This window comes from Bradyrhizobium sp. LeoB3, from assembly GCF_055456055.1.
In genome coordinates, this window is the sequence record NZ_JBVBEF010000003.1 from 95,498 (window position 1) to 121,452 (window position 25,955).

Annotated in this window: 28 protein-coding genes and 2 tRNA genes; 10 read left to right on the forward strand and 20 right to left on the reverse strand. The window is 63.2% G+C overall.

Features of this window, described 5'->3' with window-relative positions:
* Positions 1-11: 11 nt before the first annotated feature.
* Genes ACZXDY_RS04490 through ACZXDY_RS04565 form a run of 16 tightly spaced genes read right to left on the reverse strand, consistent with a single transcriptional unit; the run spans position 12 to position 14,661 of the window.
* Positions 12-1,523 (reverse strand): NADH-quinone oxidoreductase subunit M, encoded by a 1,512-nt coding sequence (locus tag ACZXDY_RS04490; protein ID WP_028162791.1) that lies wholly within the window; start codon positions 1,521-1,523, stop codon positions 12-14.
* Complete coding sequence (nuoL, locus tag ACZXDY_RS04495; RefSeq protein ID WP_456642344.1) at positions 1,523-3,592, reverse strand: NADH-quinone oxidoreductase subunit L; 2,070 nt, start codon at positions 3,590-3,592, stop codon at positions 1,523-1,525. Before nuoL ends, ACZXDY_RS04490 begins: the two co-directional genes overlap by 1 nt.
* A gap of 7 nt (positions 3,593-3,599) precedes the next feature.
* On the reverse strand, positions 3,600-3,908 hold the full coding sequence (gene nuoK, locus ACZXDY_RS04500; protein WP_028162793.1) for an NADH-quinone oxidoreductase subunit NuoK: 309 nt from the start codon (positions 3,906-3,908) through the stop codon (positions 3,600-3,602).
* Positions 3,905-4,543, reverse strand: coding sequence for an NADH-quinone oxidoreductase subunit J (locus ACZXDY_RS04505; RefSeq protein ID WP_464344660.1), 639 nt, complete (start codon positions 4,541-4,543; stop codon positions 3,905-3,907). Before ACZXDY_RS04505 ends, nuoK begins: the two co-directional genes overlap by 4 nt.
* A 59-nt stretch (positions 4,544-4,602) precedes the next feature.
* Positions 4,603-5,091 (reverse strand): NADH-quinone oxidoreductase subunit NuoI, encoded by a 489-nt coding sequence (gene nuoI, locus ACZXDY_RS04510; RefSeq protein WP_027575308.1) that lies wholly within the window; start codon positions 5,089-5,091, stop codon positions 4,603-4,605.
* A 7-nt stretch (positions 5,092-5,098) separates the two neighbouring features.
* A complete protein-coding gene (nuoH, locus tag ACZXDY_RS04515) occupies positions 5,099-6,169 on the reverse strand; it encodes an NADH-quinone oxidoreductase subunit NuoH (protein ID WP_464344661.1) in 1,071 nt (356 codons plus the stop codon).
* Between the two features lie 10 nt (positions 6,170-6,179).
* Positions 6,180-8,255 (reverse strand): NADH-quinone oxidoreductase subunit NuoG, encoded by a 2,076-nt coding sequence (nuoG, locus tag ACZXDY_RS04520; protein ID WP_464344662.1) that lies wholly within the window; start codon positions 8,253-8,255, stop codon positions 6,180-6,182.
* A 4-nt stretch (positions 8,256-8,259) separates the two neighbouring features.
* Positions 8,260-8,748: a hypothetical protein gene (locus ACZXDY_RS04525; protein ID WP_208822627.1), complete on the reverse strand. Its 489-nt coding sequence runs from the start codon at positions 8,746-8,748 to the stop codon at positions 8,260-8,262.
* Positions 8,749-8,753: 5 nt separating this feature from the next.
* Positions 8,754-10,079, reverse strand: a complete 1,326-nt coding sequence (gene nuoF / locus ACZXDY_RS04530) for an NADH-quinone oxidoreductase subunit NuoF (RefSeq protein WP_464344663.1) — start codon at positions 10,077-10,079, stop codon at positions 8,754-8,756.
* A gap of 19 nt (positions 10,080-10,098) precedes the next feature.
* Positions 10,099-10,263, reverse strand: a complete 165-nt coding sequence (locus ACZXDY_RS04535) for a hypothetical protein (RefSeq protein WP_165420951.1) — start codon at positions 10,261-10,263, stop codon at positions 10,099-10,101.
* Positions 10,264-10,304: 41 nt separating this feature from the next.
* Positions 10,305-10,916: an NADH-quinone oxidoreductase subunit NuoE gene (gene nuoE, locus ACZXDY_RS04540; RefSeq protein ID WP_130227011.1), complete on the reverse strand. Its 612-nt coding sequence runs from the start codon at positions 10,914-10,916 to the stop codon at positions 10,305-10,307.
* Positions 10,917-10,927: 11 nt separating this feature from the next.
* Positions 10,928-11,887 (reverse strand): FkbM family methyltransferase, encoded by a 960-nt coding sequence (locus ACZXDY_RS04545; RefSeq protein ID WP_028162800.1) that lies wholly within the window; start codon positions 11,885-11,887, stop codon positions 10,928-10,930.
* The gene (locus ACZXDY_RS04550) at positions 11,887-13,083 is read right to left on the reverse strand and encodes an NADH-quinone oxidoreductase subunit D (protein ID WP_464344664.1); all 1,197 of its coding nucleotides are present in this window, start codon (positions 13,081-13,083) and stop codon (positions 11,887-11,889) included. The genes ACZXDY_RS04545 and ACZXDY_RS04550 overlap by 1 nt, the downstream gene beginning before the upstream one ends.
* A 2-nt stretch (positions 13,084-13,085) precedes the next feature.
* Entirely contained in the window at positions 13,086-13,703 is a 618-nt protein-coding gene (locus ACZXDY_RS04555; RefSeq protein ID WP_130227013.1) for an NADH-quinone oxidoreductase subunit C, read from the reverse strand.
* 11 nt (positions 13,704-13,714) lie between these two features.
* Positions 13,715-14,305 carry a NuoB/complex I 20 kDa subunit family protein gene (locus tag ACZXDY_RS04560; RefSeq protein ID WP_464344665.1) on the reverse strand — a complete coding sequence of 197 codons (591 nt, stop codon included), beginning with the start codon at positions 14,303-14,305 and terminating at the stop codon, positions 13,715-13,717.
* Complete coding sequence (locus ACZXDY_RS04565; protein WP_028162804.1) at positions 14,296-14,661, reverse strand: NADH-quinone oxidoreductase subunit A; 366 nt, start codon at positions 14,659-14,661, stop codon at positions 14,296-14,298. Before ACZXDY_RS04565 ends, ACZXDY_RS04560 begins: the two co-directional genes overlap by 10 nt.
* 534 nt (positions 14,662-15,195) lie before the next feature.
* Here ACZXDY_RS04565 and ACZXDY_RS04570 point away from each other — a divergent pair.
* The 5 genes from ACZXDY_RS04570 to ACZXDY_RS04590 all read left to right on the forward strand — a co-directional run bounded on the left by ACZXDY_RS04570 (position 15,196) and on the right by ACZXDY_RS04590 (position 19,299).
* Positions 15,196-15,396, forward strand: a complete 201-nt coding sequence (locus ACZXDY_RS04570) for a hypothetical protein (protein WP_464344666.1) — start codon at positions 15,196-15,198, stop codon at positions 15,394-15,396.
* A gap of 357 nt (positions 15,397-15,753) precedes the next feature.
* Positions 15,754-16,743, forward strand: coding sequence for a UbiA family prenyltransferase (locus tag ACZXDY_RS04575; protein ID WP_464344667.1), 990 nt, complete (start codon positions 15,754-15,756; stop codon positions 16,741-16,743).
* An 8-nt stretch (positions 16,744-16,751) separates the two neighbouring features.
* A complete protein-coding gene (locus tag ACZXDY_RS04580) occupies positions 16,752-18,371 on the forward strand; it encodes a hypothetical protein (RefSeq protein WP_464344668.1) in 1,620 nt (539 codons plus the stop codon).
* Complete coding sequence (locus ACZXDY_RS04585; protein WP_464344669.1) at positions 18,364-19,002, forward strand: haloacid dehalogenase-like hydrolase; 639 nt, start codon at positions 18,364-18,366, stop codon at positions 19,000-19,002. The genes ACZXDY_RS04580 and ACZXDY_RS04585 overlap by 8 nt, the downstream gene beginning before the upstream one ends.
* A gap of 96 nt (positions 19,003-19,098) precedes the next feature.
* Positions 19,099-19,299, forward strand: a complete 201-nt coding sequence (locus tag ACZXDY_RS04590; protein WP_464344670.1) for a hypothetical protein — start codon at positions 19,099-19,101, stop codon at positions 19,297-19,299.
* 29 nt (positions 19,300-19,328) lie between these two features.
* On the opposite strand, the gene ACZXDY_RS04595 is transcribed toward ACZXDY_RS04590, so the two are convergent.
* Positions 19,329-20,696, reverse strand: a complete 1,368-nt coding sequence (locus tag ACZXDY_RS04595) for a hypothetical protein (protein WP_464344671.1) — start codon at positions 20,694-20,696, stop codon at positions 19,329-19,331.
* 361 nt (positions 20,697-21,057) lie between these two features.
* On the opposite strand from ACZXDY_RS04595, the gene ACZXDY_RS04600 reads away from it, so the two are divergent.
* The 3 genes from ACZXDY_RS04600 to pepT all read left to right on the forward strand — a co-directional run bounded on the left by ACZXDY_RS04600 (position 21,058) and on the right by pepT (position 23,197).
* Positions 21,058-21,134 (forward strand) — tRNA-Asp (locus tag ACZXDY_RS04600).
* A gap of 368 nt (positions 21,135-21,502) precedes the next feature.
* The gene (locus ACZXDY_RS04605; RefSeq protein ID WP_027580650.1) at positions 21,503-21,802 is read left to right on the forward strand and encodes an HU family DNA-binding protein; all 300 of its coding nucleotides are present in this window, start codon (positions 21,503-21,505) and stop codon (positions 21,800-21,802) included.
* Positions 21,803-21,940: 138 nt separating this feature from the next.
* Entirely contained in the window at positions 21,941-23,197 is a 1,257-nt protein-coding gene (gene pepT / locus ACZXDY_RS04610) for a peptidase T (RefSeq protein WP_464344672.1), read from the forward strand.
* Positions 23,198-23,242: 45 nt separating this feature from the next.
* Here pepT and ACZXDY_RS04615 read toward each other — a convergent pair whose 3' ends face one another.
* Both ACZXDY_RS04615 and ACZXDY_RS04620 read right to left on the reverse strand, forming a co-directional pair.
* Positions 23,243-24,103 carry a class I SAM-dependent methyltransferase gene (locus ACZXDY_RS04615; protein ID WP_464344785.1) on the reverse strand — a complete coding sequence of 287 codons (861 nt, stop codon included), beginning with the start codon at positions 24,101-24,103 and terminating at the stop codon, positions 23,243-23,245.
* Complete coding sequence (locus tag ACZXDY_RS04620) at positions 24,103-24,393, reverse strand: hypothetical protein (protein ID WP_028162818.1); 291 nt, start codon at positions 24,391-24,393, stop codon at positions 24,103-24,105. The genes ACZXDY_RS04615 and ACZXDY_RS04620 overlap by 1 nt, the downstream gene beginning before the upstream one ends.
* A 183-nt stretch (positions 24,394-24,576) precedes the next feature.
* Here ACZXDY_RS04620 and ACZXDY_RS04625 point away from each other — a divergent pair, with 183 nt between their 5' ends.
* Both ACZXDY_RS04625 and ACZXDY_RS04630 read left to right on the forward strand, forming a co-directional pair.
* On the forward strand, positions 24,577-24,939 hold the full coding sequence (locus tag ACZXDY_RS04625; RefSeq protein ID WP_464344673.1) for a hypothetical protein: 363 nt from the start codon (positions 24,577-24,579) through the stop codon (positions 24,937-24,939).
* 228 nt (positions 24,940-25,167) lie between these two features.
* A complete protein-coding gene (locus tag ACZXDY_RS04630; RefSeq protein WP_464344674.1) occupies positions 25,168-25,611 on the forward strand; it encodes an NUDIX domain-containing protein in 444 nt (147 codons plus the stop codon).
* Positions 25,612-25,734: 123 nt separating this feature from the next.
* Here ACZXDY_RS04630 and ACZXDY_RS04635 read toward each other — a convergent pair.
* Positions 25,735-25,811: transfer RNA gene (locus tag ACZXDY_RS04635), tRNA-Val, on the reverse strand.
* Between the last annotated feature and the right edge of the window lie 144 nt (positions 25,812-25,955).

Genomic DNA, 25,955 nt, shown 5'->3' on the forward strand with positions numbered 1-25,955 from the left:
GGGTTAAGGCCTTACTGGAGCAGCGCGGCTGCCTTCACGGCAGTCACGGCGGTGTTGTAATTATTGACGAGCTGCTGGACCGATGCTTCGGACATATCGAGCACCGGCTTCGGATAGACGCCGAACAGGATGGTCAGCGCCACCAGCGGGAACAGGATCAGGCATTCGCGCGCCGTCAGATCCTTGATGCTCATCAAGGACGGCTTGACCAGCGCGCCGAACACCACCTTGCGATAGAGCCACAACGCGTAGGCCGCGGACAGGATCACGCCGGTGGTGGCAAGCACCGTGGTCGGCAGCGACACCTTGAACGTGCCGAGCAGCGTCATGAATTCGCCGATGAAGCCGCTGGTCCCGGGCAGGCCGACATTGGCCATGGTGAAGACCATGAACACCAGCGCATAGAGCGGCATCCGGTTCACCAGGCCGCCATAGGCGGCGATCTCGCGGGTATGCATGCGATCGTAGACGATGCCGACGCAGAGGAACAGCGCGCCGGAGACGATGCCGTGGGAGATCATCTGGAACACGCCGCCGGCGACACCCTGCATGGTCCCGGCGAAAACGCCCATGGTGACGAAGCCCATATGGGCGACGGACGAATAGGCGATCAGCTTCTTGATGTCCTCCTGCATCAGGGCCACCAGCGAGGTGTAGATGATGGCGATGACGGACAGCGCGAAGACCAGCGGCGCGAAGTCATGCGACGCCAGCGGGAACATCGGCAGCGAGAAGCGCAGGAAGCCGTAGCCGCCCATCTTCAAGAGGATTGCCGCCAGGATCACCGAGCCCGCGGTCGGCGCTTCGACGTGGGCGTCAGGCAGCCAGGTGTGCACCGGCCACATCGGCATCTTCACCGCGAAGGAAGCAAAGAACGCGAGCCACGCCCACTTCTGCAGGTTGTACGGCACGGCGGTGTGCATCAGGGTCGGAATGTCGGTCGTACCCGCGTTCCAGTACAGCGCCATGATGGCAAGCAGCATCAGCACCGAGCCGAGCAGCGTGTAGAGGAAGAACTTGAAGGAGGCATAGACCCGGCGCGGGCCGCCCCAGACGCCGATGATCAGGAACATCGGGATCAGGCCGCCTTCGAAGAACAGGTAGAACAGCACGAGGTCGAGCGCCGAGAAGGTGCCGACCATCAGCGTTTCCAGGATCAGAAACGCCATCATGTATTCGCTCACGCGCTGCGTGACCGATTTCCAGCTCGCTATGATGCAGAACGGCATGACTGCGGTGGTCAGGATCAGCAACGGCAGCGAGATGCCGTCGACGCCCATGTGATAATTGATGCCGGTGGCGAGCCACGACGCCTTCTCGACGAACTGGAAGTCGGCGTTCGCCGGATCGAACCGCACCACCAGGATCAACGAAATCAGGAAGGTGATCAGCGTGGTCCAGAACGAAATCCAGCGGGCGTTGCGGTTCGCCGCTTCGTCCCCGCCCCGCGCGAGCAGATAGACCAGAAGCGCGCCGAGCGCCGGCAGGAAGGTAACTACGGAAAGGATGGGCCAGGTCGTCATCACTGGCCTCCCAGGCCGAACATGAACCAGGTGATCAGGCCGGCAGCCCCGATCAGCATGGCGAAGGCGTAGTGGTAGAGATAGCCGGTCTGGATCTTCACAGCATTACGGGCGACATCGAGCACACGCGCCGACACGCCATCCGGCCCGAAGCCGTCGATGATGGCGCCGTCACCCTTCTTCCAGAGCGTGTAACCGATCCACTTGGCGGGCCGCACGAAGATCAGATCGTACAGCTCGTCGAAATACCACTTGTTGAGCAGGAACTGGTAGAGCATCGGCTGCTGCTTGGCGAGCTCAACCGGCAGATAGGGCCGACTGATGTAGAAGAGATACGCGATGAGGAAGCCCAGCACCATCATGACCGTCGGCAGGAAGGCGATGCTCTCGGGGATGTGGTGCATTTCCTCGATGATATGCGGGTTCATCTTCACGGATTCGCGGAAGAACTCCTCGATGCCGTGACCCGCGAACAATTCCTTGAACGGGAAACCGGCGAGGAAGGAGCCGACCGCGAGCACGCCGATCGGGATCAGCATCCAGATCGGGCTCTCATGTGCAGCCTCGTAGTGCTCCTCGTCGTGCGGCGTGCCGTGGAAGGTCTTGAAGATCAGGCGCCAGGAATAGAACGAGGTCAGGAGGGCGGCGAACACCGTCAGCAGGAAGCCGTAGAACGCGAACGGATTATGCGAGGCATAGGCCGACTCGATGATCGCGTCCTTGGAGAAGTAGCCGGCGGTCAGCGGGAAGCCGGTCAGCGCGAGCGTGCCGACCACCATCACCGCATAGGTATAGGGGATCTTGCGCCACAGCCCCCCCATGTTGCGGATGTCCTGCTCGTGATGCATCGCGTAGATCACCGAGCCGGAACCCAAGAACAGCAACGCCTTGAAGAAGGCGTGGGTGAACAGATGGAACATGCCGACCGAATAGGCCCCCGCTCCCATCGCCACGAACATATAGCCGAGCTGGGAACAGGTCGAATAAGCGACGATGCGCTTGATGTCGTTCTGTACCAGGCCGATGGTCGCGGCAAAGAACGCGGTGGTCGCGCCGAAGAACATCACAACGGCCTGCGCGTTCGGCGCCAGCTCAAACAGCGGCGACAGCCGCGCCACCATGAAGACGCCGGCGGTCACCATGGTCGCGGCATGGATCAGCGCCGAGACCGGCGTCGGGCCTTCCATCGCGTCCGGCAACCAGGTGTGCAGCAGGAACTGCGCCGATTTGCCCATCGCGCCCATGAACAGCAGGACGCAGGTGAGCGTCAGCGCATCGACATGCCAGCCGAAGAAATTGATGGTCTTGCCGGTCAGGCCCCCGGCGCCGCCGAAGATGGTGTCGAAATCGGTCGAGCCGATCAGCGCGAAGATCGAGAAGATGCCGAGCAAGAAGCCGAAATCGCCGATACGGTTGACGACAAACGCCTTGATCGCGGCGGCATTTGCTGTCGGTTTCTGATACCAGAAGCCAATCAACAGGTAGCTCGCCAGGCCCACGCCTTCCCAGCCGAAGAACATCTGCACCAGATTGTCCGCGGTCACCAGCATCAGCATCGCGAAGGTGAACAGCGACAAATAGGCGAAGAAGCGCGGCCGGTTCGGGTCCTCGTCCATGTAGCCGATGGAGTAGAGGTGCACGAGCGAGGACACGGTGTTGACGACGACGAGCATTACCGCAGTCAGCGTGTCGATCCGTAGCGCCCAGGAGACCTGCAGGTCGCCGGAAGTGATCCAGGGAAACAGCGGGACGCGGGCGTCGTGGTGCAGGAAGCCGACGTCGACCAGTGCGAACCAGGACAGCGCCGCCGAGACGAACAACAGTCCGGTCGTGATCAGCTCGGCCGCACGTGAGCCGGCGGCCGGCGGCTCGCTCACGTGGTGGTCGTCGTGGCCATGATCGCCGTGGGCATGTTCATCGTGGGCCGTGGAGGCATGGGCATCGCCATGCGCATCGTCGTGATGTTCGACGGTGTCGCCGCTCGGGTTGCGCGCATGGGCGCCGACGATCGCGATGAGCCCTGCGAGAATGGCGCCCAGCAGCGGCAGGAAGACGATTGCCTGGTACATCGGCGCGTTAGCCCTTCATCAGATTGACGTCTTCAACCGCGATCGAACCGCGGTTGCGGAAATAGACCACCAGGACGGCAAGCCCGATCGCGGCTTCCGCGGCCGCCACCGTGAGCACCAGCAGCGCGAACACCTGGCCGACGATGTCGCCGAGGAAGGTCGAGAACGCCACCAGGTTGATGTTGACCGAAAGCAGGATCAATTCGATCGACATCAGGATGACGATGATGTTCTTGCGGTTCAGGAAGATGCCGAGGATCCCGAGCGTGAACAGGATCGCACCAACCGAAAGATAGTGTCCGAGGCCGATCGTCATTTCACCCACTCCGCCGCATCAGCTTCCTGCAGCCCCTGTCCCGACGCCACCTTGCGCAGCGCCATCGCCATTTCGGGCGTGCGCGCGTTCTGCACGGTGATGTTCTGCCGCTTGACATTCGCCTTGTGGCGCAGCGTCAGCACGATGGCGCCGATCATCGCGACCAGCAGCACGAGGCCCGCGATCTGGAAGTAGAAGATGTACTTCGTGTAGAGCACGAGCCCGAGCGCCTCGGTATTGGAGACGTTGGTCGGGATCGCCGCGGTGATCGTCTTGGTGACGGCGGGATTGATCACCCAGGCGCCGGCTATCAAGAGAAGCTCGAACAGGAAGATGCCGCCGATCACAAGGCCGACCGGCAGGTATTCGAGGAAGCCCTCGCGAAGCTCGGTGAAATCGACGTCGAGCATCATGATCACGAACAGGAACAGCACCGCGACCGCGCCGACATAGACGACGATCAGGATCATCGCCAGGAACTCGGCGCCCATCAGCACGAACAGGCCCGAGGCGTTGACGAAGGCCAGGATCAGATACAGCACCGAGTGGACGGGGTTGCGCGACACAACCACCATCACCGCCGACGCCACGCAGACCGCGGCAAACAGGTAGAAGAACAGTGCGGGAAGGATCATCGGCGAGCCTCCGCGCCCCGGAATGACGTGGGAATGTTCTGAAGGATCATGCCCTCACCTCAGCGGTATGGCGCGTCGAGCTCGATCGCCTTTGCGATCTCGCGCTCCCAGCGGTCGCCATTGGCGAGCAGCTTGGCCTTGTCATAGTAGAGTTCCTCGCGAGTCTCGGTCGCGAATTCGAAATTCGGTCCCTCGACGATCGCATCGACCGGACAGGCCTCCTGGCACAGGCCGCAATAGATGCACTTCACCATGTCGATGTCGTAGCGCACGGTGCGGCGGGTGCCGTCGTTGCGGCGCGGCCCAGCCTCGATCGTGATCGCCTGGGCTGGGCAGATCGCCTCGCACAGCTTGCAGGCAATGCAGCGCTCTTCGCCGTTCGGGTAGCGGCGCAGCGCATGCTCGCCGCGAAAGCGGGGCGAGATCGGGTTCTTCTCGAAGGGATAGTTGATGGTCGGCTTCGGCTGGAAGAAATAGCGCATGGCGAGGAAGAACGCCGAGACGAATTCCGAGAGCAGAAGCGAGCGGGCTGTTGCGTTGATATTCATGACGGCCTCACTTCGGCGCGATGCCGGCGAACTGCAGCACAGCGGCAACGACCACCACCATCACCAGCGACAGCGGCAGGAACACCTTCCAGCCAAGCCGCATCAGTTGATCGTAGCGGTAGCGCGGCACGATCGCCTTCGCCATCGCGAACAGGAAGAACATGAAGAAGACTTTCAGCGCGAACCAGATCACGCCGGGGATCCAGGTGAACGGCGGCAGCGCCACCGGCGGCAGCCAGCCGCCGAGGAACAGGATCGTCGCCAGCGCGCACATCGTGGTGATCGCGACATACTCGCCAAGCATGAACAGAAGATACGGCGTCGAGCCGTATTCGACCATGAAGCCCGCGACCAGTTCGGATTCCGCTTCCACGAGGTCGAACGGCGGGCGGTTGGTTTCCGCCAGCGACGAGACGTAGAACACCACGAACATTGGCAACAGCGGCCACACATACCAGTTCAGGATGGTGAGCTGCGGCAGGCCGATCAGGTGGGCCAGCCCGCGGGTGTTCTGCGCTTCGACCACCGCGGAGAGATTGAGCGAACCGGCGCAGAGCAGCACGGTGATGATCACGAAGCCGATCGAGACTTCATAGGACACCATCTGCGCCGCGGAGCGGAGCGCCGCCAGGAACGGGTATTTCGAGTTTGACGACCAGCCGGCCATGATGATGCCGTAGATCGACAGCGAGGAGATCGCGAAGATGTAGAGCACACCGACATTGATGTCGGAGATCACCCAGCCGAAATTCATCGGGATCACCGCCCAGGCGGCAAGCGCGAGGACGCAGGACACCAGCGGCGCCAACAGGAACACGCCCTTGTTGGCGCTGGCCGGGATCGTCGGCTCCTTCAGCACGAACTTCAGGAGGTCGGCGAAGGATTGCAGCAATCCCCAGGGCCCGACCACGTTGGGGCCGCGGCGGATCTGCACCGCCGCCCAGATCTTGCGGTCGGCGAGCAGGATGTAGGCGATCGCGATCAGGAGCACGACGAGCAGGAGCACGCTCTGGGCGAGCATGATGATCAGCGGCCAGAGGAAGCCAGTCCAGAACGAGCTTGCGAAGAAATCAGACATCAGATCACGCTCACTCCGCTGCCGTCAGCATCCGCGCCGAGGCCAGGCGCGAACATTCCGCCATCACGGCGGACGCCCGGGCGATCGGGTTGGTCAGGTAAAAGTCCTCGACCGGACTCTGGAACACCGCCTTGTCGGCGCTTCCGCCCTTCGACGCAAGCGCCTTGATATCGTCGGCCTTGCCCGGTTCGATCTGGTCGATCCGCATCAGATGCGGCACCGCCTTGAACAGCGCCTGGCGCAAGGCAGCCAGCGAATCGTAAGGCAGCTTCTTGCCCAGCACGTCCGAGAGCGCGCGGATGATCGCCCAGTCCTCGCGCGCTTCCCCGGGCGGGAACGCGGCACGGGCGGCCATCTGTGCCCTGCCCTCGGTGTTGACGTAGATGCCGGACTTCTCGGTGTAGGCCGCGCCCGGCAAAATCACGTCGGCGCGGTGCGCGCCGCGGTCGCCATGGGTGCCGATATAGACGACGAACGTCCCGTCCGGCACCTTGATCTCGTCGGCGCCGAGCAGGAACAGCACGTCGAGCGCGTTAGGGGTCGTCATCTGCGTCGCATTGAGGCCGCCGGCGCCGCCCGAAAAGCCGACGTCGAGGGCACCGACCCGGGAGGCGGTATCGTGCAGCACGCCGAACCCGTTCCAGTCGTCCTTCAGCGCGCCGAAGTCCAACGCAAGCTTCGCCGCCTGCGCCAGCACCGCCGCACCGTCCTGGCGCGCGAACGCGCCGGCGCCCACCAGCACGATCGGGTTCTTGGCATTCTTGAGCACGTCGGCGAAGGAATGCTTGCCGGCAGCGAGAGCTGCAAGCGTCTCCGGTCCGGCGCCAAGATAGTCGTAGTCGTAGGTCAGGTCCGCCTTGGCACCGATCACGCCGATCTTGAGCTGGCCGGTCCGCCAGCGCTTGCGGATCCGCGCGTTGATGATCGCGGCTTCCTTGCGCGGGGTCGAGCCGATGATCAGGAGCGCGTCCGCCCGCTCGATGCCCGCAATCGTCGGATTGAAGATGTAGCTGCCGCGGCCCGCCTTCGGATCGAAGGCATCGCCACCCTGCACGGCAAGGTTGGACGAGCCGTATTTCGTCAGCAGCTCCTTCAGCGCGAACATCTCCTCGACCGCGGCAACGTCGCCGGCGATGGCGCCGATCCGCTTGCCGTCGATGCGGCCGGCCTTGGCCGCGATCGCTGCGAAGGCTTCCTGCCACGAGGCCGGGCGGAGCTTGCCGTTCTCGCGGATATAGGGCCGGTCGAGCCGCTGGGTACGCAGGCCGTCGACGATGTGGCGGGTCTTGTCGGAGATCCACTCCTCGTTCACGGCCTCGTTGATGCGCGGCAGGATCCGCATCACCTCGCGGCCGCGGGTATCGACCCGGATCGCCGAGCCGACGCCATCCATCACGTCGATCGACTGCGTCTTGCCGAGCTCCCAGGGCCGCGCCACGAAGGCGTAGGGCTTGGAGGTCAGCGCGCCCACCGGGCAGATGTCGACCAGATTGCCCTGCAGTTCCGAACTCAGCGCCTGCTCCAGATAGGTCGTGATCTCCATGTCCTCGCCGCGGCCGGTCGCGCCCATTTCCGGGGCGCCCGCCACTTCCGCGGAGAACCGGACGCAGCGCGTGCACTGGATGCAGCGGTTCATCGAGGTCTTGACCAGCGCGCCCAGATATTTGTCCTCGACCGCGCGCTTGTTCTCGGCGAAGCGGCTGGTGTCGACACCATAGCCCATCGCCTGGTCCTGCAGGTCGCATTCGCCGCCCTGGTCGCAGATCGGGCAGTCCAGCGGATGGTTGATCAGCAGGAACTCCATGACGCCTTCGCGCGCCTTCTTCACCATCGGCGAGCGGGTGGAGATTTCCGGCGGCTCGCCCTTGGGGCCCGGACGGCAGTCGCGCACGCCCCAGGCGCAGCTTGCGACCGGCTTCGGGCCGCCCTTCACTTCGACGAGGCACATCCGGCAGTTGCCGGCGATCGACAGCCGCTCATGGTAGCAGAAGCGCGGGATTTCGGCGCCGGCGGCCTCGCACGCCTGCAGCAGCGTGTATTCCGGCGGCACATCGATCTCTTTGCCATCGATGATCAGTTTGGTCATTTCTCTACGTCTTTCCCAGCTTGCAGTCGGGCGGCACGACGCTGGCGGTTTTCAGTGAAGCCTTCACCCATTGCTGGGTGTCGGCGCTGTAGGTCGCGAGATAGGCCGGCTCGGCGGCGATCTTGGCGCAGAGGAACGGCAGATGCGGCCTCAAATCGTAGTCGCAGGAAGCCGCCCATTCGCGCCGATTGGCAAACGCCGACATCGCCTCCTCGCAGGCATAGAGGAAGTACGAGACGAAGCTCTCGTACTGCACCTGGTCCTCCTGGCTCCCCGCCTTGATCCGCTCATAATCCGGCTGCGCATATTTCGGGTTCTTGAAGGCAAGATCGGTGTAGCCAAGAAACGCCTGGCGCGCGCTGGAGGCACGATTGCCGGTGCGCAGCTCGTTGATCTGGAACAGGATCGCAACAAAGCCGAGCAGCGCCACGGCCGCCTGCGCCATCTGCGCCAGCGTCCCGTATCTCTGCCACCAGAAGCTTGGTTGCGACATTACCATCACTCCGCCGCCACCATGTGCGCGGGATCGAGCACGCCGACATCATCAATGTCAGCCTTGTGCGAATATTGGTCGATGCGCGCTTCGATCTCATGACGGAAGTGCGCGATCAGGCCCTGGATCGGCCAGGCCGCGGCGTCGCCCAGCGCGCAGATGGTGTGACCCTCGACCTGTTTCGTCACCTCGAGCAGCATGTCGATCTCGCGCTTGTGGGCGCGCCCTTCGGCCATGCGGGTCAGCACGCGCCACATCCAGCCCGTGCCCTCGCGGCAAGGCGTGCACTGGCCGCAGCTCTCGTGCTTGTAGAAATAGGAGATGCGCGCGATCGCCCGGATCAGGTCGGTCGACTTGTCCATCACCATCACGGCCGCGGTGCCCAGGCCCGAGCGCAATTTGCTCAAGGAGTCGAAATCCATCGGCGTGTCGATGATCTGCTCGGCCGGCACCATGCGCACCGAGGAACCGCCGGGGATCACCGCTTTCAGATTGTCCCAGCCGCCGCGGATGCCGCCGCAATGCTTTTCGATCAGTTCGCGGAACGGAATCCCCATCGCCTCTTCGACGTTGCAGGGCCGCTCGACATGGCCGGAGACACAGAACAGCTTTGTCCCGACATTGTTGGGCCGGCCGATACCGGCAAACCAGGCCGCGCCGCGGCGCAGGATATCCGGTGCAACCGCGATCGATTCCACGTTGTTGACGGTGGTCGGGCAGCCGAACAGGCCGACATTGGCCGGGAACGGCGGCTTCAGCCGCGGCTGGCCCTTCTTGCCCTCGAGGCTTTCCAACAGCGCCGTCTCTTCGCCGCAGATATAGGCGCCGGCGCCATGGGCGACGTAGAGGTCGAATGGCCAGCCATTGACGTTGTCCTTGCCGATCAGCCTGGCCTCATAGGCCTGATCGATCGCGGCCTGCAGATGCTCGCGCTCGCGGATGAATTCGCCGCGGACATAGATGTAACAGGCATGCGCGTTCATCGCGAAGCTCGCGAGCAGGCAGCCTTCGATCAACAGATGCGGATCGTGCCGCATGATCTCGCGATCCTTGCAGGTGCCCGGCTCGGACTCGTCGGCGTTGACCACGAGATAGCTCGGCCGGCCGTCGGTCGATTCCTTCGGCATGAACGACCATTTCAGGCCGGTCGGAAAACCGGCCCCGCCGCGGCCGCGCAGACCGGAGGCCTTCATCTCGGCGATGATCCAGTCGCGGCCCTTGTCGATGATCGCCTTGGTGCCGTCCCAGGCGCCACGGCGGCGCGCGCCCTCGAGGCCCCAATCGTGGAGGCCGTAGAGGTTCTTGAAAATGCGGTCCTTGTCGTCGAGCATGCCTAGAACTTTCCAAACATCAACGATTGGCCTGGGCGTAAGCGAGCCCCGCGGCGCATCCGCCGAAGGTCAGCGCCCACAACAGGCTGGATTCGAGCGAGGCGTTCAGCCCGTAGCGCTGCAGCAGGAAAATGAACGCGGCAGCGACCGCCGCGTGGAGAGCGATGTAACGCCAGTGTTTCATCGCGACCTCCCTTCCCGCCCGCTGCCATGCGAGACCAGGCCTCATGTGGTTTCCTTCAGCGTGGTCGGCCCGCCCGCTGGCGCCGAGAACTGACGGTCGACCTGCGGACCCGGCTTCGGCGGATTGCCCGAGGCGAAACCATCGAGCACCTTGCCGAAGCTCTCCTTGGTGAGGTCCTCGTAGGTATCCTTCCAGATCTGGACCATCGGCGCGTTCACGCAAGCGCCGAGGCACTCGACCTCTTCCCAACTGAAATTGCCGTCCTTCGACAATTCGAAGGGCTCGTGACTGATGCGATGCTGGCAAACTTCGATCAGGTCGCCGGCGCCACGCAGGCGGCAGGGCGTGGTGCCGCAGACCTGCACATGCGCCTTCTTGCCGACCGGCTGCAACTGGAACATCGTGTAGAAGGTCGCGATCTCGAGCACGCGGATGTGGGGCATTTCGAGCATGTCAGCGACGGTGCGGATTGCGGCTTCCGAAACCCAGCCCTCGTTCTGTTCCTGCGCCCGCCACAGGATCGCGATCACCGCGGAGGCCTGACGTCCCGGCGGATACTTCGCGATCTGCTGCTTGGCGAAAGCGAGGTTCTCCTCCGTGAACGCAAAGCTCGCGGGCTGCAATTCCTTCGGGGCAAGGCGACGGACCGACATTTCTTACTCTCTCATTGCATGCGGCGAACGGGCTTCGCATTCAGCGCGTTGATCCGGTCCTGCCAGAAGGCGCTTGCGGTGCCGAACACGTTGTAGCCGACATGGGTCGATACCTTGATGCGATCGAGGATCGATAGCTCGGTCACGGTTTCAAGGCGATTGGAGCTGGGATCGTAGACGATCAGCTTGAGCGGGGTCTGTTCGAGGATGTAGCGCGACACGGTGTGCTTGCGATCGCTGCCATGCTCCTCGCACAGCAGCACGCTGTCGCCCTGCATCAGCCGCAAGCCGCCCTTCATCGCCTCGATCTCGACGCCCTCGACGTCGAGCTTGATCAGATATTTTCCATCCAGCGCGATCTTGCCGTCGTCGAGCAGATTGTCGAGCGCGATCACCGGCACGTCCTCGCCGCCGGTCTGGTCGCCGGCGATGCTGAACGCCTCATGCTTGGTGCCGGAGAGCTTTGCCGTACCCCTGCCTGCGCCGATCGCGCATTTCATCGTCTCGAAGCGATTGCCGTTGATCGCGGCGTTGTTCGCAAGCTTGGGAAAATTCTGTCCCGACGGCTCGATCGCGATCGCCTTTTGCGAACCGAACGGCTTGCTCGAAACCAGCACCGACCAGTAGCCGTAATTGGCGCCGCAATCGATCAGCGTGTAGTCGACGTCGGCGGAATCCTTGAACAGCAGCTCGAGCTCGTCCTCGTAATGGTAGGAGCGGTTGAGCAGCTTGCTCCAATAGCCGTCCCCATAGGGAAACTCGAACACCGCGTCCTCATTGAGCCGGATGGCGATGTTGCGCTCGGGCAGCGTCTTGCGCAGCAGGTTCGCGCAGGCGATGTAGCCCATGTGGGAAAAATGCGAGGAGATCTTCGAACCGGTCGACAGCGCCAGCGCAGCCGTCCGCTCCCACAGGTTGGCTCCTTCGAGAGCCCCTGAGGCGCGGTCAAACTGGATGGGCGGCTGCACCATCACCGATCGACCTCTCCGAACACGATGTCGAGCGAGCCGAGGATCGCCGAGACGTCGGCAAGCAGGTGGCCCGTGCAGATGTGATCCATCGCCTGCAGATGGGCAAAGCCCGGCGCCCGGATCTTGCACTTGTAGGGCTTGTTGGTGCCGTCGGAGACGAGATAGACGCCGAACTCGCCCTTGGGCGCTTCCACCGCGGCATAGACTTCGCCGGCCGGCACGTGTACGCCCTCGGTGTAGAGCTTGAAGTGATGGATCAGCGCTTCCATCGAACGCTTCATCTCGCCGCGGCGCGGCGGCGCGATCTTGTTGTCCTCGACCACGACCGGCCCCTGCCCGTCTGGCGATTTCAGTTTCTGGATGCACTGCTTCATGATGCGCACCGACTGGCGCATCTCTTCCATCCGGATCAGGTAGCGGTCGTAGCAGTCGCCGTTCTTGCCGATCGGGATGTCGAAATCCATCTCGGCATAGCATTCATAGGGCTGCGACTTGCGCAGATCCCAGGCTGCGCCCGAGCCGCGCACCATTACGCCCGAGAAGCCCCACTCCCAGGCTTCCTTCAGCGGCACGACGCCGATGTCGACGTTGCGCTGCTTGAAGATGCGGTTGCCGGTGAGCAGCGTATCGAGGTCCGCGACCACTTTAAGGAACGGATCGCACCACGCCTCGATATCGTCGATCAGCTTCGGCGGCAGATCCTGGTGCACGCCGCCGACCCGGAAGAAAGCCGCATGCATGCGCGAGCCGGAGGCACGCTCATAGAACATCATCAGCTTCTCGCGCTCTTCGAAGCCCCACAGCGGCGGGGTGAGCGCGCCGACGTCCATCGCCTGCGTGGTGACGTTGAGCAGATGCGACAGGATGCGGCCGATCTCGCAATAGAGCACACGGATCAACTGCCCGCGCCGCGGCACCTCGATCCCCAGCAGCTTTTCCGCCGCGAGGCAGAAGGCATGCTCCTGGTTCATCGGCGCGACGTAATCGAGCCGGTCGAAATACGGGATCGCCTGCAGATAGGTCTTCTGCTCGATCAGCTTCTCGGTGCCGCGATGCAAGAGCCCGATATGCGGATCGACGCGCGCAACGACCTCGCCATCGAGTTCAAGCACCAAGCGCAGCACACCGTGCGCCGCCGGATGCTGCGGTCCAAAGTTGATGGTGAAGTTGCGCAGATTCTGCGGTTGCTCGTTCATGATCAGGCCTTCGGCTCCGCCTTCGCCTTCTCGTCTCCGGGCAGCGGATAATCCGCACCTTCCCAGGGCGAGAGGAAATCGAACTTGCGGAATTCCTGGTTGAGGCGCACCGGCTCGTACACCACCCGCTTCTCCTGGTCGTCGTAGCGGACCTCGACGAAGCCGGTGAGCGGAAAGTCCTTGCGCAGCGGGTGGCCGTCGAAGCCGTAATCGGTCAGCAGCCGGCGCATGTCAGGATGGCCGGTGAAGATCACGCCATAGAGGTCGTAGGTCTCGCGCTCGAACCAGTCGGCGCCAGGAAAGACTTCGATGATCGAGGGCACCTGCGTGTTCTCGTCGGCCTCCGCGCGCAGGCGGATCCGTGTGTTCAGCGTCGGTGACAGGAAGTGGTAGACGACGTCGAACCGCTTGTCCCGCTCGGGATAATCGACCGCGGTCACATCGGTGATGTTGACGAAGCGGAGAGCCGGATCGTCACGCAGGTGCCTGACGACGTCGACGATCTTCTCGGCGTCCACGTCAACCGTGAGCTGATTGAACGCAACCGAATGCGCCTTCGCAGCGCCGGGAAGCGCGCTAACGATCGTCTGCCCCAAGGCGTCGAGCTTGGCGTCGTCCATGACGTAATACCTTAGCGTTCGATAGTGCCGATGCGGCGGATCTTCTTCTGCAGCAGCAAGACGCCGTAGAGCAGCGCTTCCGCCGTCGGCGGACAGCCCGGCACGTAGATGTCGATCGGCACGATGCGGTCGCAGCCGCGCACCACCGAATAGGAATAGTGGTAGTAGCCGCCGCCATTGGCGCACGAGCCCATCGAGATCACGTAGCGCGGCTCCGGCATCTGGTCGTAGACCTTGCGCAGCGCCGGCGCCATCTTGTTGGTCAGCGTGCCCGCGACGATCATCACGTCCGACTGCCGCGGCGACGCGCGTGGCGCAAAGCCGAAACGCTCGACGTCATAGCGCGGCATCGAGACCTGCATCATCTCGACCGCGCAGCAGGCCAGGCCGAACGTCATCCACATCAGCGAGCCGGTACGGGCCCAGGTGATCAGGTCGTCGGCAGCCGCGACGAAGAAGCCCTTGTCGGAGAGCTCGTGGTTGATCTCGCGGAAATACGGATCATTGGCGCCGACCGGCTTGCCGGTGGCGGGATCAAGGATGCCCTTCGGCGCCGGCGCGATCGCCGGCCGGGGCGTTGCGACGTTAGGGCTCAATCCCATTCGAGCGCGCCTTTCTTCCATTCATAGGCAAAGCCGACCGTCAGCACGGCCAGAAACACCATCATCGACCAGAACCCGGTTGCGCCCAGCTTGCCGAACGCCACCGCCCACGGGAACAGAAACGCCACTTCGAGGTCGAAGATGATGAAGAGGATCGCCACCAGATAAAAGCGGACGTCGAACTTCATACGGGCGTCGTCAAAAGCGTTGAATCCGCATTCATAAGCGGAGAGCTTTTCCGGATCGGGCTGCTGGAATGCGAGCAGGAATGGCGCGATCAGGAGCGCCAGGCCGATCACGCCCGCGACCCCGATAAACACCACAAGTGGAAGATAATTCTGCAGGATGCCGTTCATCGGCGGTGCCTTCTTGCTGCGGTTTCGGACGACCGCAGATTCGTGTCATTGGAATTATTCTTGAGCCTTAGCGCAGCGCAACAGAGGGCGCAAGACAAGCTATTTTAAAGCTCTGCCGGGCGGAGCCGCCTCCGATCAACCGGTGTTGAATGCTCGTTCTCGCCCCACATGAAGAACGCGTGACCTCGAAGGTTCGTGCCCCAGATTTGCAGCTCCCGATCGCTCAAATGCACGGTGGCTAATAATCGCCCGGCCGTCTCTGCGCGCCTCTCGTTTAGTTGAACCGCAGCGGTCCTGTCGGCCGACACGGTATGTTGGCCCGCCGCCCCGTGGCAGCGTTATCCCCAAGGAATCCTCCCTCGTTTGTGACTTTTTTCCTTTAGCCCCAGCCGCCTGCGGTCAGACACGCTTCGCACGAAACCAATCCCGCCGAGCAACGAAACCATTTTGGGGAACCCGCGAAACCATCCTGAAACAGATTAAAGCTACCTGTCCTCCCGACAGGCGGCGGCAAAGTTCGCCCGGAGGCGTCAGATGAACCACTCAATTCACTCGGCGGATCGCTCGACCCACCTGAAGATCGTGGTGGTCGCGTTGGTGGCGGGCATTGCGGTCACAGCCTTGGGTATCGCCGCGCGCAACAATTCGGAGTTCACCCAGACCGCCCAAACCCAGGTGATGAAGGCTGGCAAGCCGGTGGCGATTACCAGCTCGGGGACCTCCACGGTCCGCTGACCCGCACATTCCCTGACAAGAAGGCACCGAAGGCCGCCTCCGGGCGGCTTTGTTCTTTGGTGGGCTTGCGAAGCTGACAGGCTGCCCGGTTTGGAACAGCCTGTACCAATCCGGCGCAGGCGCTGGCAAAATCGCCCCCACCTTTCGCCGCCGCCGACCTGGATTCGGCTGCACGACGGCCTATGCGGCGGGCCGAAAACCCCGAAAACCCCGCCTCCGCTACCGCCGTTAACCGCGTTACCTGGGTTTCGGCCCCCCTGATGGCCTCCCTCGTCACTGCGGCACGATCGCTGCCCTTCCAAGGCATCTTCCGTCGCATCCGCCCCGATGCGGCACAGAGGCAGCCTGGAGGATTGCATGTCCGTCACCCACTACGCGCCGCCGTCGGCGGGTCTCGCCGACTACATCGCCATCGCCCGGCCCGATCACTGGATCAAGCACGTGCTGATCGTGCCAGGCGTCGCCTTCGCGATGATCATGGCAGGGACCGGACCGGTCGACTACGCGACGGTGGGAGAACGCCTGCTCGCCTGCCTGTTCGTCGCCATGGCGCTGTCGTCCGCCAACTACACCATCAACGAATGGCTCGACGCCCCCTTCGATGCGATGCACCCGACCAAGCGGGCGCGTCCGGCAGTGCAGACCGCGATGTCGCCCAGCATCGTCTTCGCCCAGTATATCCTCTTGACCGGCGTGGGCCTGCTCGTCGCCAACCAGCTCGGCCGGAGCTTCGCCCTCACCGCCGCCGTATTCGCCGCTTTCGGCGTCATCTACAACGTGCGCCCGATCCGCGCCAAGGATCGCGCCTTCCTCGACGTCATTGTCGAGTCCCTCAACAATCCCCTGCGCTTCCTGTTCGGCTGGTTCGCAGTGGTCCCGCATATCGCGCCGCCGATCTCGATCCTGCTTGCCTACTGGTTCGGCGGCGCCTTCCTGATGGCCGCCAAGCGCGTTTCCGAACATCGCGCCATCGTCGAGGCGGGCGGCACCGCCAACCTCGCCGCCTATCGCCCCTCCTTCGCCGTCTATACGCATTCGAGCCTGGTGACGAGCTGCCTCGTCTACGCCCAGGGCTTTGCGTTCATGATGGCGATCTTCCTGATCAAGTACCGGATCGAATACATCGTCGCGATCCCGTTCCTGATCGCGCTGTTCGCCGCCTACATGCGGCTCGCATTGACCCCGGATTCCGCGGCCGCACGGCCCGAGGAGCTGATGCGGCAGCCGTCCATGCTGATCGCCGCTGCCGTCACCATGGCACTGTTCGGCATCCTGACCTTCGTCGACCTGCCGCTACTCAACAGCCTGACGAGTTCGGACCTCATCCGTCTCAGCACGGGTCACTGACCATGTCGATGACAGCTTCCCTGAGCGCCCCACGAAACTACGCCGGCGTCGCGGTCGCGACGCTGGCTTTTGCCGCGCTGGCGCTTTTGCTCGACGGCCCGGTCTGGTTGGTCAAGCTGGTGCCGACCCAGGATGGCCCGGTGCATCTGGCACAGGCCGATCTGATCGCCCGCTTCGGCTGGGGTGGCGTCCTGCAGGAGCCTGCCGCCTCCTTATACCAGTGGAATTCGCGCATCGAGCCGAACTCCGCAATCTATCTGTTGCTCGCCGGCCTGATCCGGCTGACCGGCAATCCGCTGCTCGCCAACACGCTGTTTCTCAGCCTCTACGGGCTGATCTGGATCGCGGCCGCCTTTGTGGTGTCCCGCACTGAGACCGACCGCCCGCTGCTGCCGATGCTGCTGCTGTTGCCGGTTGCCTTCGGCGTCTTCATCCATTGGGGCTTCTACAATTTCGCCCTTGGCGTGCCGCTGTTCCTCTTGTTCGCAAGCTTCTGGAGCAAGGTGCGCGGGCGCGGTGACATCTTCACCTTCCTCGCCACCGCACTATTCCTGGCGGCCCTCTACCTGACCCACATCACCTCCGTGGTCGCGGCCTGCCTGCTGCTTGCGGCTGACGGTATCGCCCGTGCGCTCCGCACGCTGGAGCACGCCGGCCCGCGCGCCGCCGGCCGACGATTGCTCGTCGATGGCGTCTGGTCCGCTGCGGCCGCCATGCCGGTGCTGGTCCTGATCGCAGGGTTTCTCCTCGCCTACCAGAACATTCCCGGCGAGGTGCCGGGCGGCGAAGGCGGCATCACGCAGATCCTGCGCCGGATCCTTGCCGCCACGCACCTCTTCACCTTCACCTCCTGGGAAGTGGTGGCGCTGGCGCCGCTTCTGGCGGCGGTGCTGGTGACCGGTGTCACGGCGCTGCGGCGCTTGCGGGCGGGCAACCTGACCTGGCCCATCTTCTTCGTCCTTGTCGTGCTGCTGTCGCTGCTGAACCTGAAGACCGGCTCGGCGCTGCTGTCGGAACGGCTCGCTCCCTATAGCTGGATCGCGGTCGTGCTCTTCATCGCGAGCCGCCAGCCACGCGAAGCACTGGTGCGCATCCTGTGCTTGGCCGCGATCGCCGGCCTGGTCGGCCAGACCGCGATCCGCACGGCGGCCTACAAGAGCTGGGCGCCGATGCTGGAAAGCGAGCTTGAGATCGGCCGCGAGAACCCCGGCAGGACCTTCGTCAATGCCGATCTGATCGCCCAGCGCGACAGCTCCCTGTTCGCCTGGCGCATTCGCCCCACTTTGCATGCGGCCCAGACCGCGGCGCTGGCCGCCCGCGGCGCAGGTCTCTCGTCCACGCTGCCCTCGACCCGCTATTTCGGCTATTTCCCGCTGCAATATGTATCGTCGCACGATTTCCTGCGCGCGACCACCGACTGGGAGAGCGAGCGCGACGCCGCCGAGCTCGCAAAATTCCGCAACTCCAATCACGGCGCGCCGCAGGTGCTGATCGTGTCGTCCTCCGATCAGAGCGGATCAGCCGTCGCAAGCAATCTCGGCTATGGCGACTGCAAGGCAAGCCAGAGCGGCGGACGCGAGATTGTGGCCTGCACGGTTCCGAACCAATTGAGTGCGATACGTGACTGACCTTACCCTGAACGTTGCCTCAACACCGCGGAAGCAGCGGGACGCACGCATTGCCGCCGATACGCTGCTGGGCCTGCCGATATCGATGCCGCTGGTGCTGGACCTCGACGGCACGCTCATCAAGAGCGATCTCCTCTATAAGAGCTTCTTCTCGATCCTGCGCCGCAATCCGCTGATCGTGCTCGCCTGCGCCAGATGGCTGTTGCGAGGACGCGCCGCGCTCAAGCGCCAGCTTGCGCTGCGCAACCGCATCGACTGGGATCGGCTCGAATTTCATCATGAGGTCATCGCGTTGGCGCGCCTGGAGCAGGCCGCCGGCCGCATGATCGTGCTCGCTACCGCCGCCGACGCCGTGCTCGCCGGCCAACTCGCATTCCGCCTACCCGTCTTCGATCAGGTGTTCGCCTCCGATGGCAAGGGAAACCTGAAGGGACCGGCCAAGGCCGCGTTGCTCCGCGAGCTATTTCCGGAAGGCTTCATCTACGCCGGCGACAGCAAATCCGACCTCGCGGTCTGGGCCCACGCCAGCGGCATCATCCTCGTCAACACGCGACGATCGGTCCGTGACGCCGCGCTGGCGCTGGGACGGCCAACGCTGGATTTAACCGCCCGGCCAGACAGCCAGCGTTAACAAGCCCTAACGCAATCGTTCGATTGCAACCGACGTTGCGATCCCAAGCTTAAATTTCGGCGCGTATAGAGAAGGCCAGTAGGACCCTCGCCGCCGATGAATCTGCATCAGGAAACATACGCCTCCAGCTTCAAGATCGTCTGCACCGATTGCGGCAGCCTATCGATCAAGCTGGAGAGACCGGCCGCCGCATCCGGTGACACGGTCATCGAATGCCGCTGCTGCAGCGCTGTCCGCGGCACATTGGCCGATCTCAGGGATCTGGCCCGCGGCGGCCGGGACCTCTACGAATTCTAGTCTGGGCCAGAATCTGGCGGTCTCCGCCGTCAGGCGGCGGTCAAGCGAGCGCCGACATCCGGTACCGGAATGGCATTGATCGGACCGTCCACCCAGGCTTGCTCTTCAATATCGAGCGCACTGCTTCGCAGCTTTGCGGCGTATCCCAGAAACAGGAACAAGGCGACGTCCCTGCTGATCCTGCCGTGCGCCATGCTCAGCATGAGCGTGAATACCAGGCTGCACAGCACGAAGCGGGCTTCGCGGTTGATCCTCGCCAGCGACAACATCCGCGTTCCCATCGCGTGATAGAGCAACAGGATGAGGAAGATACCCGCCGGCCAGCCGAATTCGATGATGGCCTGCAGGATCGAGTTGTGAACCTGGAAGCCTTTCAGGCACGACCGCTGGGTGAAACCGTCCAGTCCCAGTCCCGTAAGCCCCGCTTCCGGCAGCAACGCGAAGGCGTCCTTGTAGAGCTGCTGCCGGATGACGATCGAATTGTCCAGGTCGATCGAAGGACAAGAGGCTTGCGAAGGCGGAGGCGGCACTGGCGGAGCTGCCTCGGTTGCGATGCGGCCTGATGCGGCGGGGGCTGGCAGTGCACTTGCCGGCGGCGAAACCGGCGGCGCCGGCGATTCATCGTTGCCCGGCTCGGCAACCTGAAAACCCAACGCCGCTCCGGCGAGTTTGGCGAATCTGAGCGTTGTTGATGACCTGACGACTGCGCCAAGCGCAACCGAAGCGATCGTGACGCACACGATCACGGCAATGAATTTGCGCTGGCCGGCCTTGGCGACCAACATCGCTGCGAGCAGCGCCACCACGATCACGATGAAGGAGTAGCGTACCATCGACGCCGCGAAGATGACCAGGGGCACGGCCGCGAGGATCGAGATCCATGCAGTCCGTCGCCAATTGAGTTCTGTGCAGGCCAGCGCCAGAAGCAGCAAGCCAAGCGACGTCGTGAATTGCGCCGGCGCAGCGTCGTACTCGTCAAAGACCAGCGGTTTACCATGGTGGTCGTTCCATTGGCCAAGCAGCGCCACCAGCGTGACGACGGCTCCGACCGCCACGATCGCGCCTGTGACAACCACGAAGGCTTGGGGAACTTGGCCGCAACGGGAGCTCACCCTGATCGCGGGATAAGCCGCAAGCGACAACCCCAGAAGGGCGGCCTCTTTCGGCGCGGCGACGCCGTTGACGGCGAACGAGAGCGCGATGCCGCAACACAACAGCACGAACAGCACGTCGCAAATGTCGGGTCTGAACTCACGCCATCTCGCCAGAAGAAGCAGCGCAGCAATTGGCGTGGCCAGCAGCAGACCGGTGATTGTCGAGCCAGCCCCGGCGAAACCGTGCGCGAGCACCGCAAACGGCCCAGCGGATAGCAGGATGGCGAACAATACCGATTGCAAAGCCCGGCCCTCGTGAAACTGATAGTGTCGAAGCTCGATCAGAAGAGTTCTCAGAACAGCTCTATATCGACTCCGTGACAGTTCTCGCAATTCCAAAGGTAGCAGCACGCGCCGGTCGCCACTCGACGTAAATTCGCTCTATGCTTGTGGCAACACGATGGCACCTCCAAGCGCTTTCCAGCCCGCCATCTGATGGAACCCGGCGAGTCGCCTCGGGGCAGGAAACGCGGAGCCTTCCGTGCAGCGCCGCTGATTCCCTATCAACACGCTGCAAAGCCCTGCAGGACACGGGGAATCTCAACCCTTGACTTCAAAAGACCGCCCCTTTAAGTCCCCCACGTCTCGCGGAATTGCGCATCACGCGGGAGTAGCTCAGTTGGTTAGAGCGCCGGCCTGTCACGCCGGAGGTCGCGGGTTCGAGCCCCGTCTCTCGCGCCATTTTGGCGATGTGTATCAAACAGTTAGCTCCGCGCTCGACTTTCGATCCGCTCCCTTCGCCAAACTTCCCGCCGGCAACTCGGCGCCTTCAGTTGTTGCGAACGGACCCGTTCGCACAACCGTTTCGTAGCTGCGACGTTTGGCGGTTTTGCGGTTTCGATGCAGGAAACGCCTGATTTTCGGGCGAAACGGCGTAGTCAGTCAGGGTCCGAATCGACTAAGGCCTGAAATGTCAGGGTTTCCTGGACCCTCGCCATCGAGACCCCCTAGGGCTCCAGATCTCCCGTCGACGCGTTTTCCCCAACGATTCAGCATCCGCTTCGTTCGAAAACGCTTCTTTAAGCCGTTCATCACGAGGAGGGCCACACATGGCGAAGAAAGCAGCGACCCCGGCGACCATCACCCTGAAGCATCTGGCGGCGGCGATCGCCGAAGACCAGGAACTCTCCAAGAAACAGGCCGAAAGCATCCTGACCGACGTCGTGACGCGAATCACCAAGCACCTGAAGAAGGGCGAGCGTATCCGCATCGTCGGCCTCGGCATCCTGCAGGTGCGCAAGCGCGCCGCCCGGATGGGCCGCAACCCCGCCACCGGCGAGCAGATCCACATCAAGGCCAGCAAGAAGGTCGCCTTCCGCCCCGCCAAGGAACTCAAAGAAGCCATCTGATCGGCCAAAGTGACCGGCCGAGTGATCGGCCAAGCCCTTCGTTCAGTCAGCGCCACTCCGGCTCTTCGACGCAGCCCCCGGAGTGGCGCTTTTCTGTTATAGAGCCAGCCCAATCCCTCTCGTGGAATTGCGGTCACCATGCTGGCTCCAACGCTTGATTTCAAACACACCGTCACCGAGCGCTTCCTGCGCTACGTCGTGATCGACACCCAGTCCGATCCGGAATCGCCGACCTGCCCTTCCACCGAGAAGCAGAAGGATCTCGGCCGCCTCCTCGTCTCGGAATTGCAGGCGATGGGGCTCAGCGACGCCCACCTCGACCAGCACGGCTATGTCTATGCGACCATCCCGGCCACATCAGACAAGAAGGTGCCGGTGCTCTGCTTCTGCTCGCACATGGACACCTCGCCGGACTGCACCGGCAGGAATGTGCGGCCGCAGATCGTCAAGAACTATCGCGGCGGCGACATCGTGCTGCCGGCCGACCCCGCGCAGGTGATTCGGGCCGCCGAGCATCCAGCGCTGTCCGACCAGATCGGCAACGACATCATCACAACCGACGGCACCACGCTCCTGGGAGCGGACAACAAGGCCGGCGTCGCCGAGATCATGGATGCCGCCCATTTCCTCGTTAACAATCCCCAAGTGAAGCACGGCACCATCAAGATCCTGTTCACGCCCGATGAGGAGATCGGCCGCGGCGTCGACAAGGTCGACCTGAAGAAACTCGGCGCCGATTTCGCCTACACGATCGACGGCGAGACCGCCGGCCATATCGAGGACGAGACCTTTTCCGCCGACGGCGCCACCATCACGATCGAAGGCGTCTCCACCCATCCCGGTTTCGCCAAGGGCAAGATGGAGCACGCGATCAAGATCGCCGCGGGGATCATCGAGCGGCTGCCGAAGACGACCTGCTCGCCGGAGACCACCGAAGGCAAGGAAGGCTTTCTGCATCCGATCGCGATCTCGGGCGCGCTGGAGCAGGCCAGGCTCGACTTCATCGTGCGCGATTTCACGGAAGCCGGGCTGAAGGAGAAGGAGGCGCTGCTGGAGGCCATCGTCAAGGATGTGATGAAGGCCTATCCGCGCTCGACCTACCGCATGGAGGTCAAGCAGCAGTACCGCAACATGAAGCAGGTGATCGACCGTCACCCCGAGATCGTCGACTACGCGGGCGAGGCCATCCGCCGCGCCGGCCTGACCCCGGTGAAGACCTCGATCCGCGGCGGCACCGACGGCTCGCGCCTCTCGTTCATGGGCCTGCCCTGCCCCAACATCTTCGCCGGCGAGCACGCCTTCCACTCGCGCCTGGAATGGGTGAGCCGGCAGGACATGGAAAAGGCGGTGCAGACCATCGTACATCTCGCGATGATCTGGGAAGAGCGGGCGTAGCGGTTACGTACGCAAGCTCTCTCCCCTCGTCATTGCGGCGAGTTGCTACGAAGCCTTTGCCGTGACGATCCAGATCGAGGCAGGCAGCATCACTGAATTGCCTTTGACGAACGGCGCGAGCGCCTCGCGGATCGCACCCGCGGCAGCGGTGCGGAGTTCAGGCGGCTGATCCTGCAGCGCCCGGCTGACCGGCCCGATCTCGAGCGCGCCCCGCACGGCGCCATCGAGGCCGCCGCCGATCGCAGCATCGAGCGAGAGCGGGCACGGCTCCATCTCCACATTCGTAAAGCCGGCTGCGCCGAGGATGCGTCGCACACGTTCCTCCGAGGCGAACGCGAACGGCCCGGGATCGTCGGGCCCCTGCTGCGGCAATTTCGGCACGTGCTTGTAGGCGGCCTGCAACGGCGTCATGAAGAACGGATTCTCGCGCGGCTCGCGCCAGCAGACGAATGCAAGCCGCCCCGACGATCGCAGCGCCTTCCTCATATTCGCAAACGACACCGCGGGATCGGCAAAGAACATCACGCCGAACCGCGACGCCAACAGGTCGAAGCTTGCGGGAGCGAACGGATACACGGTCGCGTCCGCGAGCGCATATTCCAGCGACAATCCCGGCGTCACGCGTTGCCGCGCCCGCTCGAGCATCGGGCCCGATACGTCGATGCCGAGCACGTGGCCGGACGGCCCGACCTTCCCTGCAAACGCGACGGTGGTCGCGCCGCTGCCGCAGCCGACATCGATGACGCGCTCGCCCGTCTTCGGCCTGGCGCGATCAATCAGGATGTCGAGGACCGGTGCCAGCAGGACGTCCTGCGCTGCCTGCCGGTCAGCCCAGCGCTGGCCCCCCGGCCCGTTCCAGTAGGCGATCTGGTCGGCGTTCTGCTCGTGGCCAAGGGCGGCGTTCATCATTGCGGCGCCTGCTTCGCGGCGCTGCCGGTCTTGGATTTCTTCTGCGTTGTGTGGCTGGCCGGCGGAGCCGCGTTGTCACTGCGCACAGCGCCCCAGGGATCGCTGGGCCCTGCCTTGTCGGGAATGTTGCGCAACGACTTCTTGTAGGCGCGCTCGGCGTTGCGCTCCTCCTCCTTCTGCGACGGACTCTTCTCCTTGTCGATGTCACCATATTGCGGCACGGCATTCTGTGCGAACGCCGATCCGGCCATCAGCGCGATCATCACGGCGGCAACAAAGACTCGCATGGGCAGCTCCCGGGGTTTTCATGCAATGATATCACCCGCTTGGGCGCATCGCCAATCCTCCGGCGAGCGCAACGCCGCGCATTGAGGCCGCATTGCTTTCACCGAATGGCCACATGAAAAGCAGACGCCTACCAGATTTCCCGGATAGGACTTGTTTGGTCTTCAACCTGGAAAGGCATGACCATGCGCATCTTTACGGCATCCGCCATCATTGCAGCTCTCTGCCTCGGAACACCATCTTTGGTGCTGGCGCAGGGAACTCCCCCGCAACGTGGGGCGGAGTCGCCGCCCGCTCAGTCCGAGCCCGGCACCGTGATACGGACCATACAGGTTGTTGACGTCAAGGAACTGCAGCCGGCGGTGCGCTCGAAAGTCGATGAGATCATCTCGCAGACGAGCGACGAGGACATGCAGTCACTTCGGAAGACCATCGACGCGACCCCGCAGGCGGTATCCGCGCTCAAGGCCAAGGGCGTGACGTCGTCGCAAGTCGTTGCCATCAACATCGCCGACGGTGTCCTGACAATGTTCACCAAGACGGCCTGAGATCGGGATATCACTCGACAGGCTGAGTTTGCATTGGTGCGGCATCGAACTTGCCGCACCAATTCGCCTTCGCTCTGCGAAACTTCGGCCCGCCGAGCCGAAGCCCGCGCAGAGCGCATTCGCGCGAGCTCAATTGTGACTGGTGCGCTATCATTGCCCATCTGAAATCCAGCCGTTGCGGCTCCGCGACGGCGAAACTATGGGTCATGCGTACCATCGAGGATCATCATGAGCTTGAGAGAAGGCGCCGCGGCCATCGTGATCGATACAGATGGTCGCTTTCTCATGCAATTGCGCGACGACAAGCCCGGTATCGTCGATCCCGGCAAGATCAGCCTTTTTGGTGGCCGACGCGAAGGCAATGAGACTTTCAGGGACTGTATCGCCCGTGAGATCCACGAAGAACTGGGCTGCCATCTGCCGGCAGAGCGCTTCCAGCATCTCGCGCGCTGCGTTGGTTCAAACCACCCGATTACCGGTGGCCACTTTCACGCCGAGATATTTATCGTCCGATCGATTTGTTCTGAAGAGCTGACGATTACTGAGGGCAAGCTAAAGACGTTCACGCTCGCCGAACTCTGTCAGATCAGGGAATCTCTCGCATCGCTTGCCCAATTTGCCGTCGACGCCTTCTTGTCGGAGGCCAAAGCGACCGACATGGCGCAAGAGTAGAAAGGCCCTGCGCTACAAAAGCTGACCTTCGCGGGTGAACAAGGATGCACGCTGACGAACAGCACTAGTCCGCCTCGCTCTCCAAGCTCCGGCTTGCCGACCCGAAACCCGCAGGGCGAAGGCTGGTGGGCGGCGAGAGATTCGAACTCCCGACCCTCTCGGTGTAAACGAGATGCTCTAACCAGCTGAGCTAGCCGCCCTCGCCTGCTTCTTTACCCTCGCCCTGCCCCGCGACGCAAGGTGGGCGACTACAGCATTTTCGGTTCTGATTGAATCAGAACCGAAGCTCTAGACTCTTGTTTTGACGCGTTTTCTTCACGCGAACCGGTGTCCACCCCCGGATC

Coding starts and splice junctions, on each gene's coding strand:
- ACZXDY_RS04490 (WP_028162791.1), bottom strand. CDS start 1,523: ATGACGACCTGGCCCATCCTTTCCGTAGTTACCTTCCTGCCGGCGCTC.
- nuoL (WP_456642344.1), bottom strand. CDS start 3,592: ATGTACCAGGCAATCGTCTTCCTGCCGCTGCTGGGCGCCATTCTCGCA.
- nuoK (WP_028162793.1), bottom strand. CDS start 3,908: ATGACGATCGGCCTCGGACACTATCTTTCGGTTGGTGCGATCCTGTTC.
- ACZXDY_RS04505 (WP_464344660.1), bottom strand. CDS start 4,543: ATGATCCTTCCCGCACTGTTCTTCTACCTGTTTGCCGCGGTCTGCGTG.
- nuoI (WP_027575308.1), bottom strand. CDS start 5,091: ATGAATATCAACGCAACAGCCCGCTCGCTTCTGCTCTCGGAATTCGTC.
- nuoH (WP_464344661.1), bottom strand. CDS start 6,169: ATGTCTGATTTCTTCGCAAGCTCGTTCTGGACTGGCTTCCTCTGGCCG.
- nuoG (WP_464344662.1), bottom strand. CDS start 8,255: ATGACCAAACTGATCATCGATGGCAAAGAGATCGATGTGCCGCCGGAA.
- ACZXDY_RS04525 (WP_208822627.1), bottom strand. CDS start 8,748: ATGTCGCAACCAAGCTTCTGGTGGCAGAGATACGGGACGCTGGCGCAG.
- nuoF (WP_464344663.1), bottom strand. CDS start 10,079: ATGCTCGACGACAAGGACCGCATTTTCAAGAACCTCTACGGCCTCCAC.
- ACZXDY_RS04535 (WP_165420951.1), bottom strand. CDS start 10,263: ATGAAACACTGGCGTTACATCGCTCTCCACGCGGCGGTCGCTGCCGCG.
- nuoE (WP_130227011.1), bottom strand. CDS start 10,916: ATGTCGGTCCGTCGCCTTGCCCCGAAGGAATTGCAGCCCGCGAGCTTT.
- ACZXDY_RS04545 (WP_028162800.1), bottom strand. CDS start 11,887: ATGGTGCAGCCGCCCATCCAGTTTGACCGCGCCTCAGGGGCTCTCGAA.
- ACZXDY_RS04550 (WP_464344664.1), bottom strand. CDS start 13,083: ATGAACGAGCAACCGCAGAATCTGCGCAACTTCACCATCAACTTTGGA.
- ACZXDY_RS04555 (WP_130227013.1), bottom strand. CDS start 13,703: ATGGACGACGCCAAGCTCGACGCCTTGGGGCAGACGATCGTTAGCGCG.
- ACZXDY_RS04560 (WP_464344665.1), bottom strand. CDS start 14,305: ATGGGATTGAGCCCTAACGTCGCAACGCCCCGGCCGGCGATCGCGCCG.
- ACZXDY_RS04565 (WP_028162804.1), bottom strand. CDS start 14,661: ATGAACGGCATCCTGCAGAATTATCTTCCACTTGTGGTGTTTATCGGG.
- ACZXDY_RS04570 (WP_464344666.1), top strand. CDS start 15,196: ATGAACCACTCAATTCACTCGGCGGATCGCTCGACCCACCTGAAGATC.
- ACZXDY_RS04575 (WP_464344667.1), top strand. CDS start 15,754: ATGTCCGTCACCCACTACGCGCCGCCGTCGGCGGGTCTCGCCGACTAC.
- ACZXDY_RS04580 (WP_464344668.1), top strand. CDS start 16,752: ATGACAGCTTCCCTGAGCGCCCCACGAAACTACGCCGGCGTCGCGGTC.
- ACZXDY_RS04590 (WP_464344670.1), top strand. CDS start 19,099: ATGAATCTGCATCAGGAAACATACGCCTCCAGCTTCAAGATCGTCTGC.
- ACZXDY_RS04605 (WP_027580650.1), top strand. CDS start 21,503: ATGGCGAAGAAAGCAGCGACCCCGGCGACCATCACCCTGAAGCATCTG.
- pepT (WP_464344672.1), top strand. CDS start 21,941: ATGCTGGCTCCAACGCTTGATTTCAAACACACCGTCACCGAGCGCTTC.
- ACZXDY_RS04615 (WP_464344785.1), bottom strand. CDS start 24,103: ATGAACGCCGCCCTTGGCCACGAGCAGAACGCCGACCAGATCGCCTAC.
- ACZXDY_RS04620 (WP_028162818.1), bottom strand. CDS start 24,393: ATGCGAGTCTTTGTTGCCGCCGTGATGATCGCGCTGATGGCCGGATCG.
- ACZXDY_RS04625 (WP_464344673.1), top strand. CDS start 24,577: ATGCGCATCTTTACGGCATCCGCCATCATTGCAGCTCTCTGCCTCGGA.
- ACZXDY_RS04630 (WP_464344674.1), top strand. CDS start 25,168: ATGAGCTTGAGAGAAGGCGCCGCGGCCATCGTGATCGATACAGATGGT.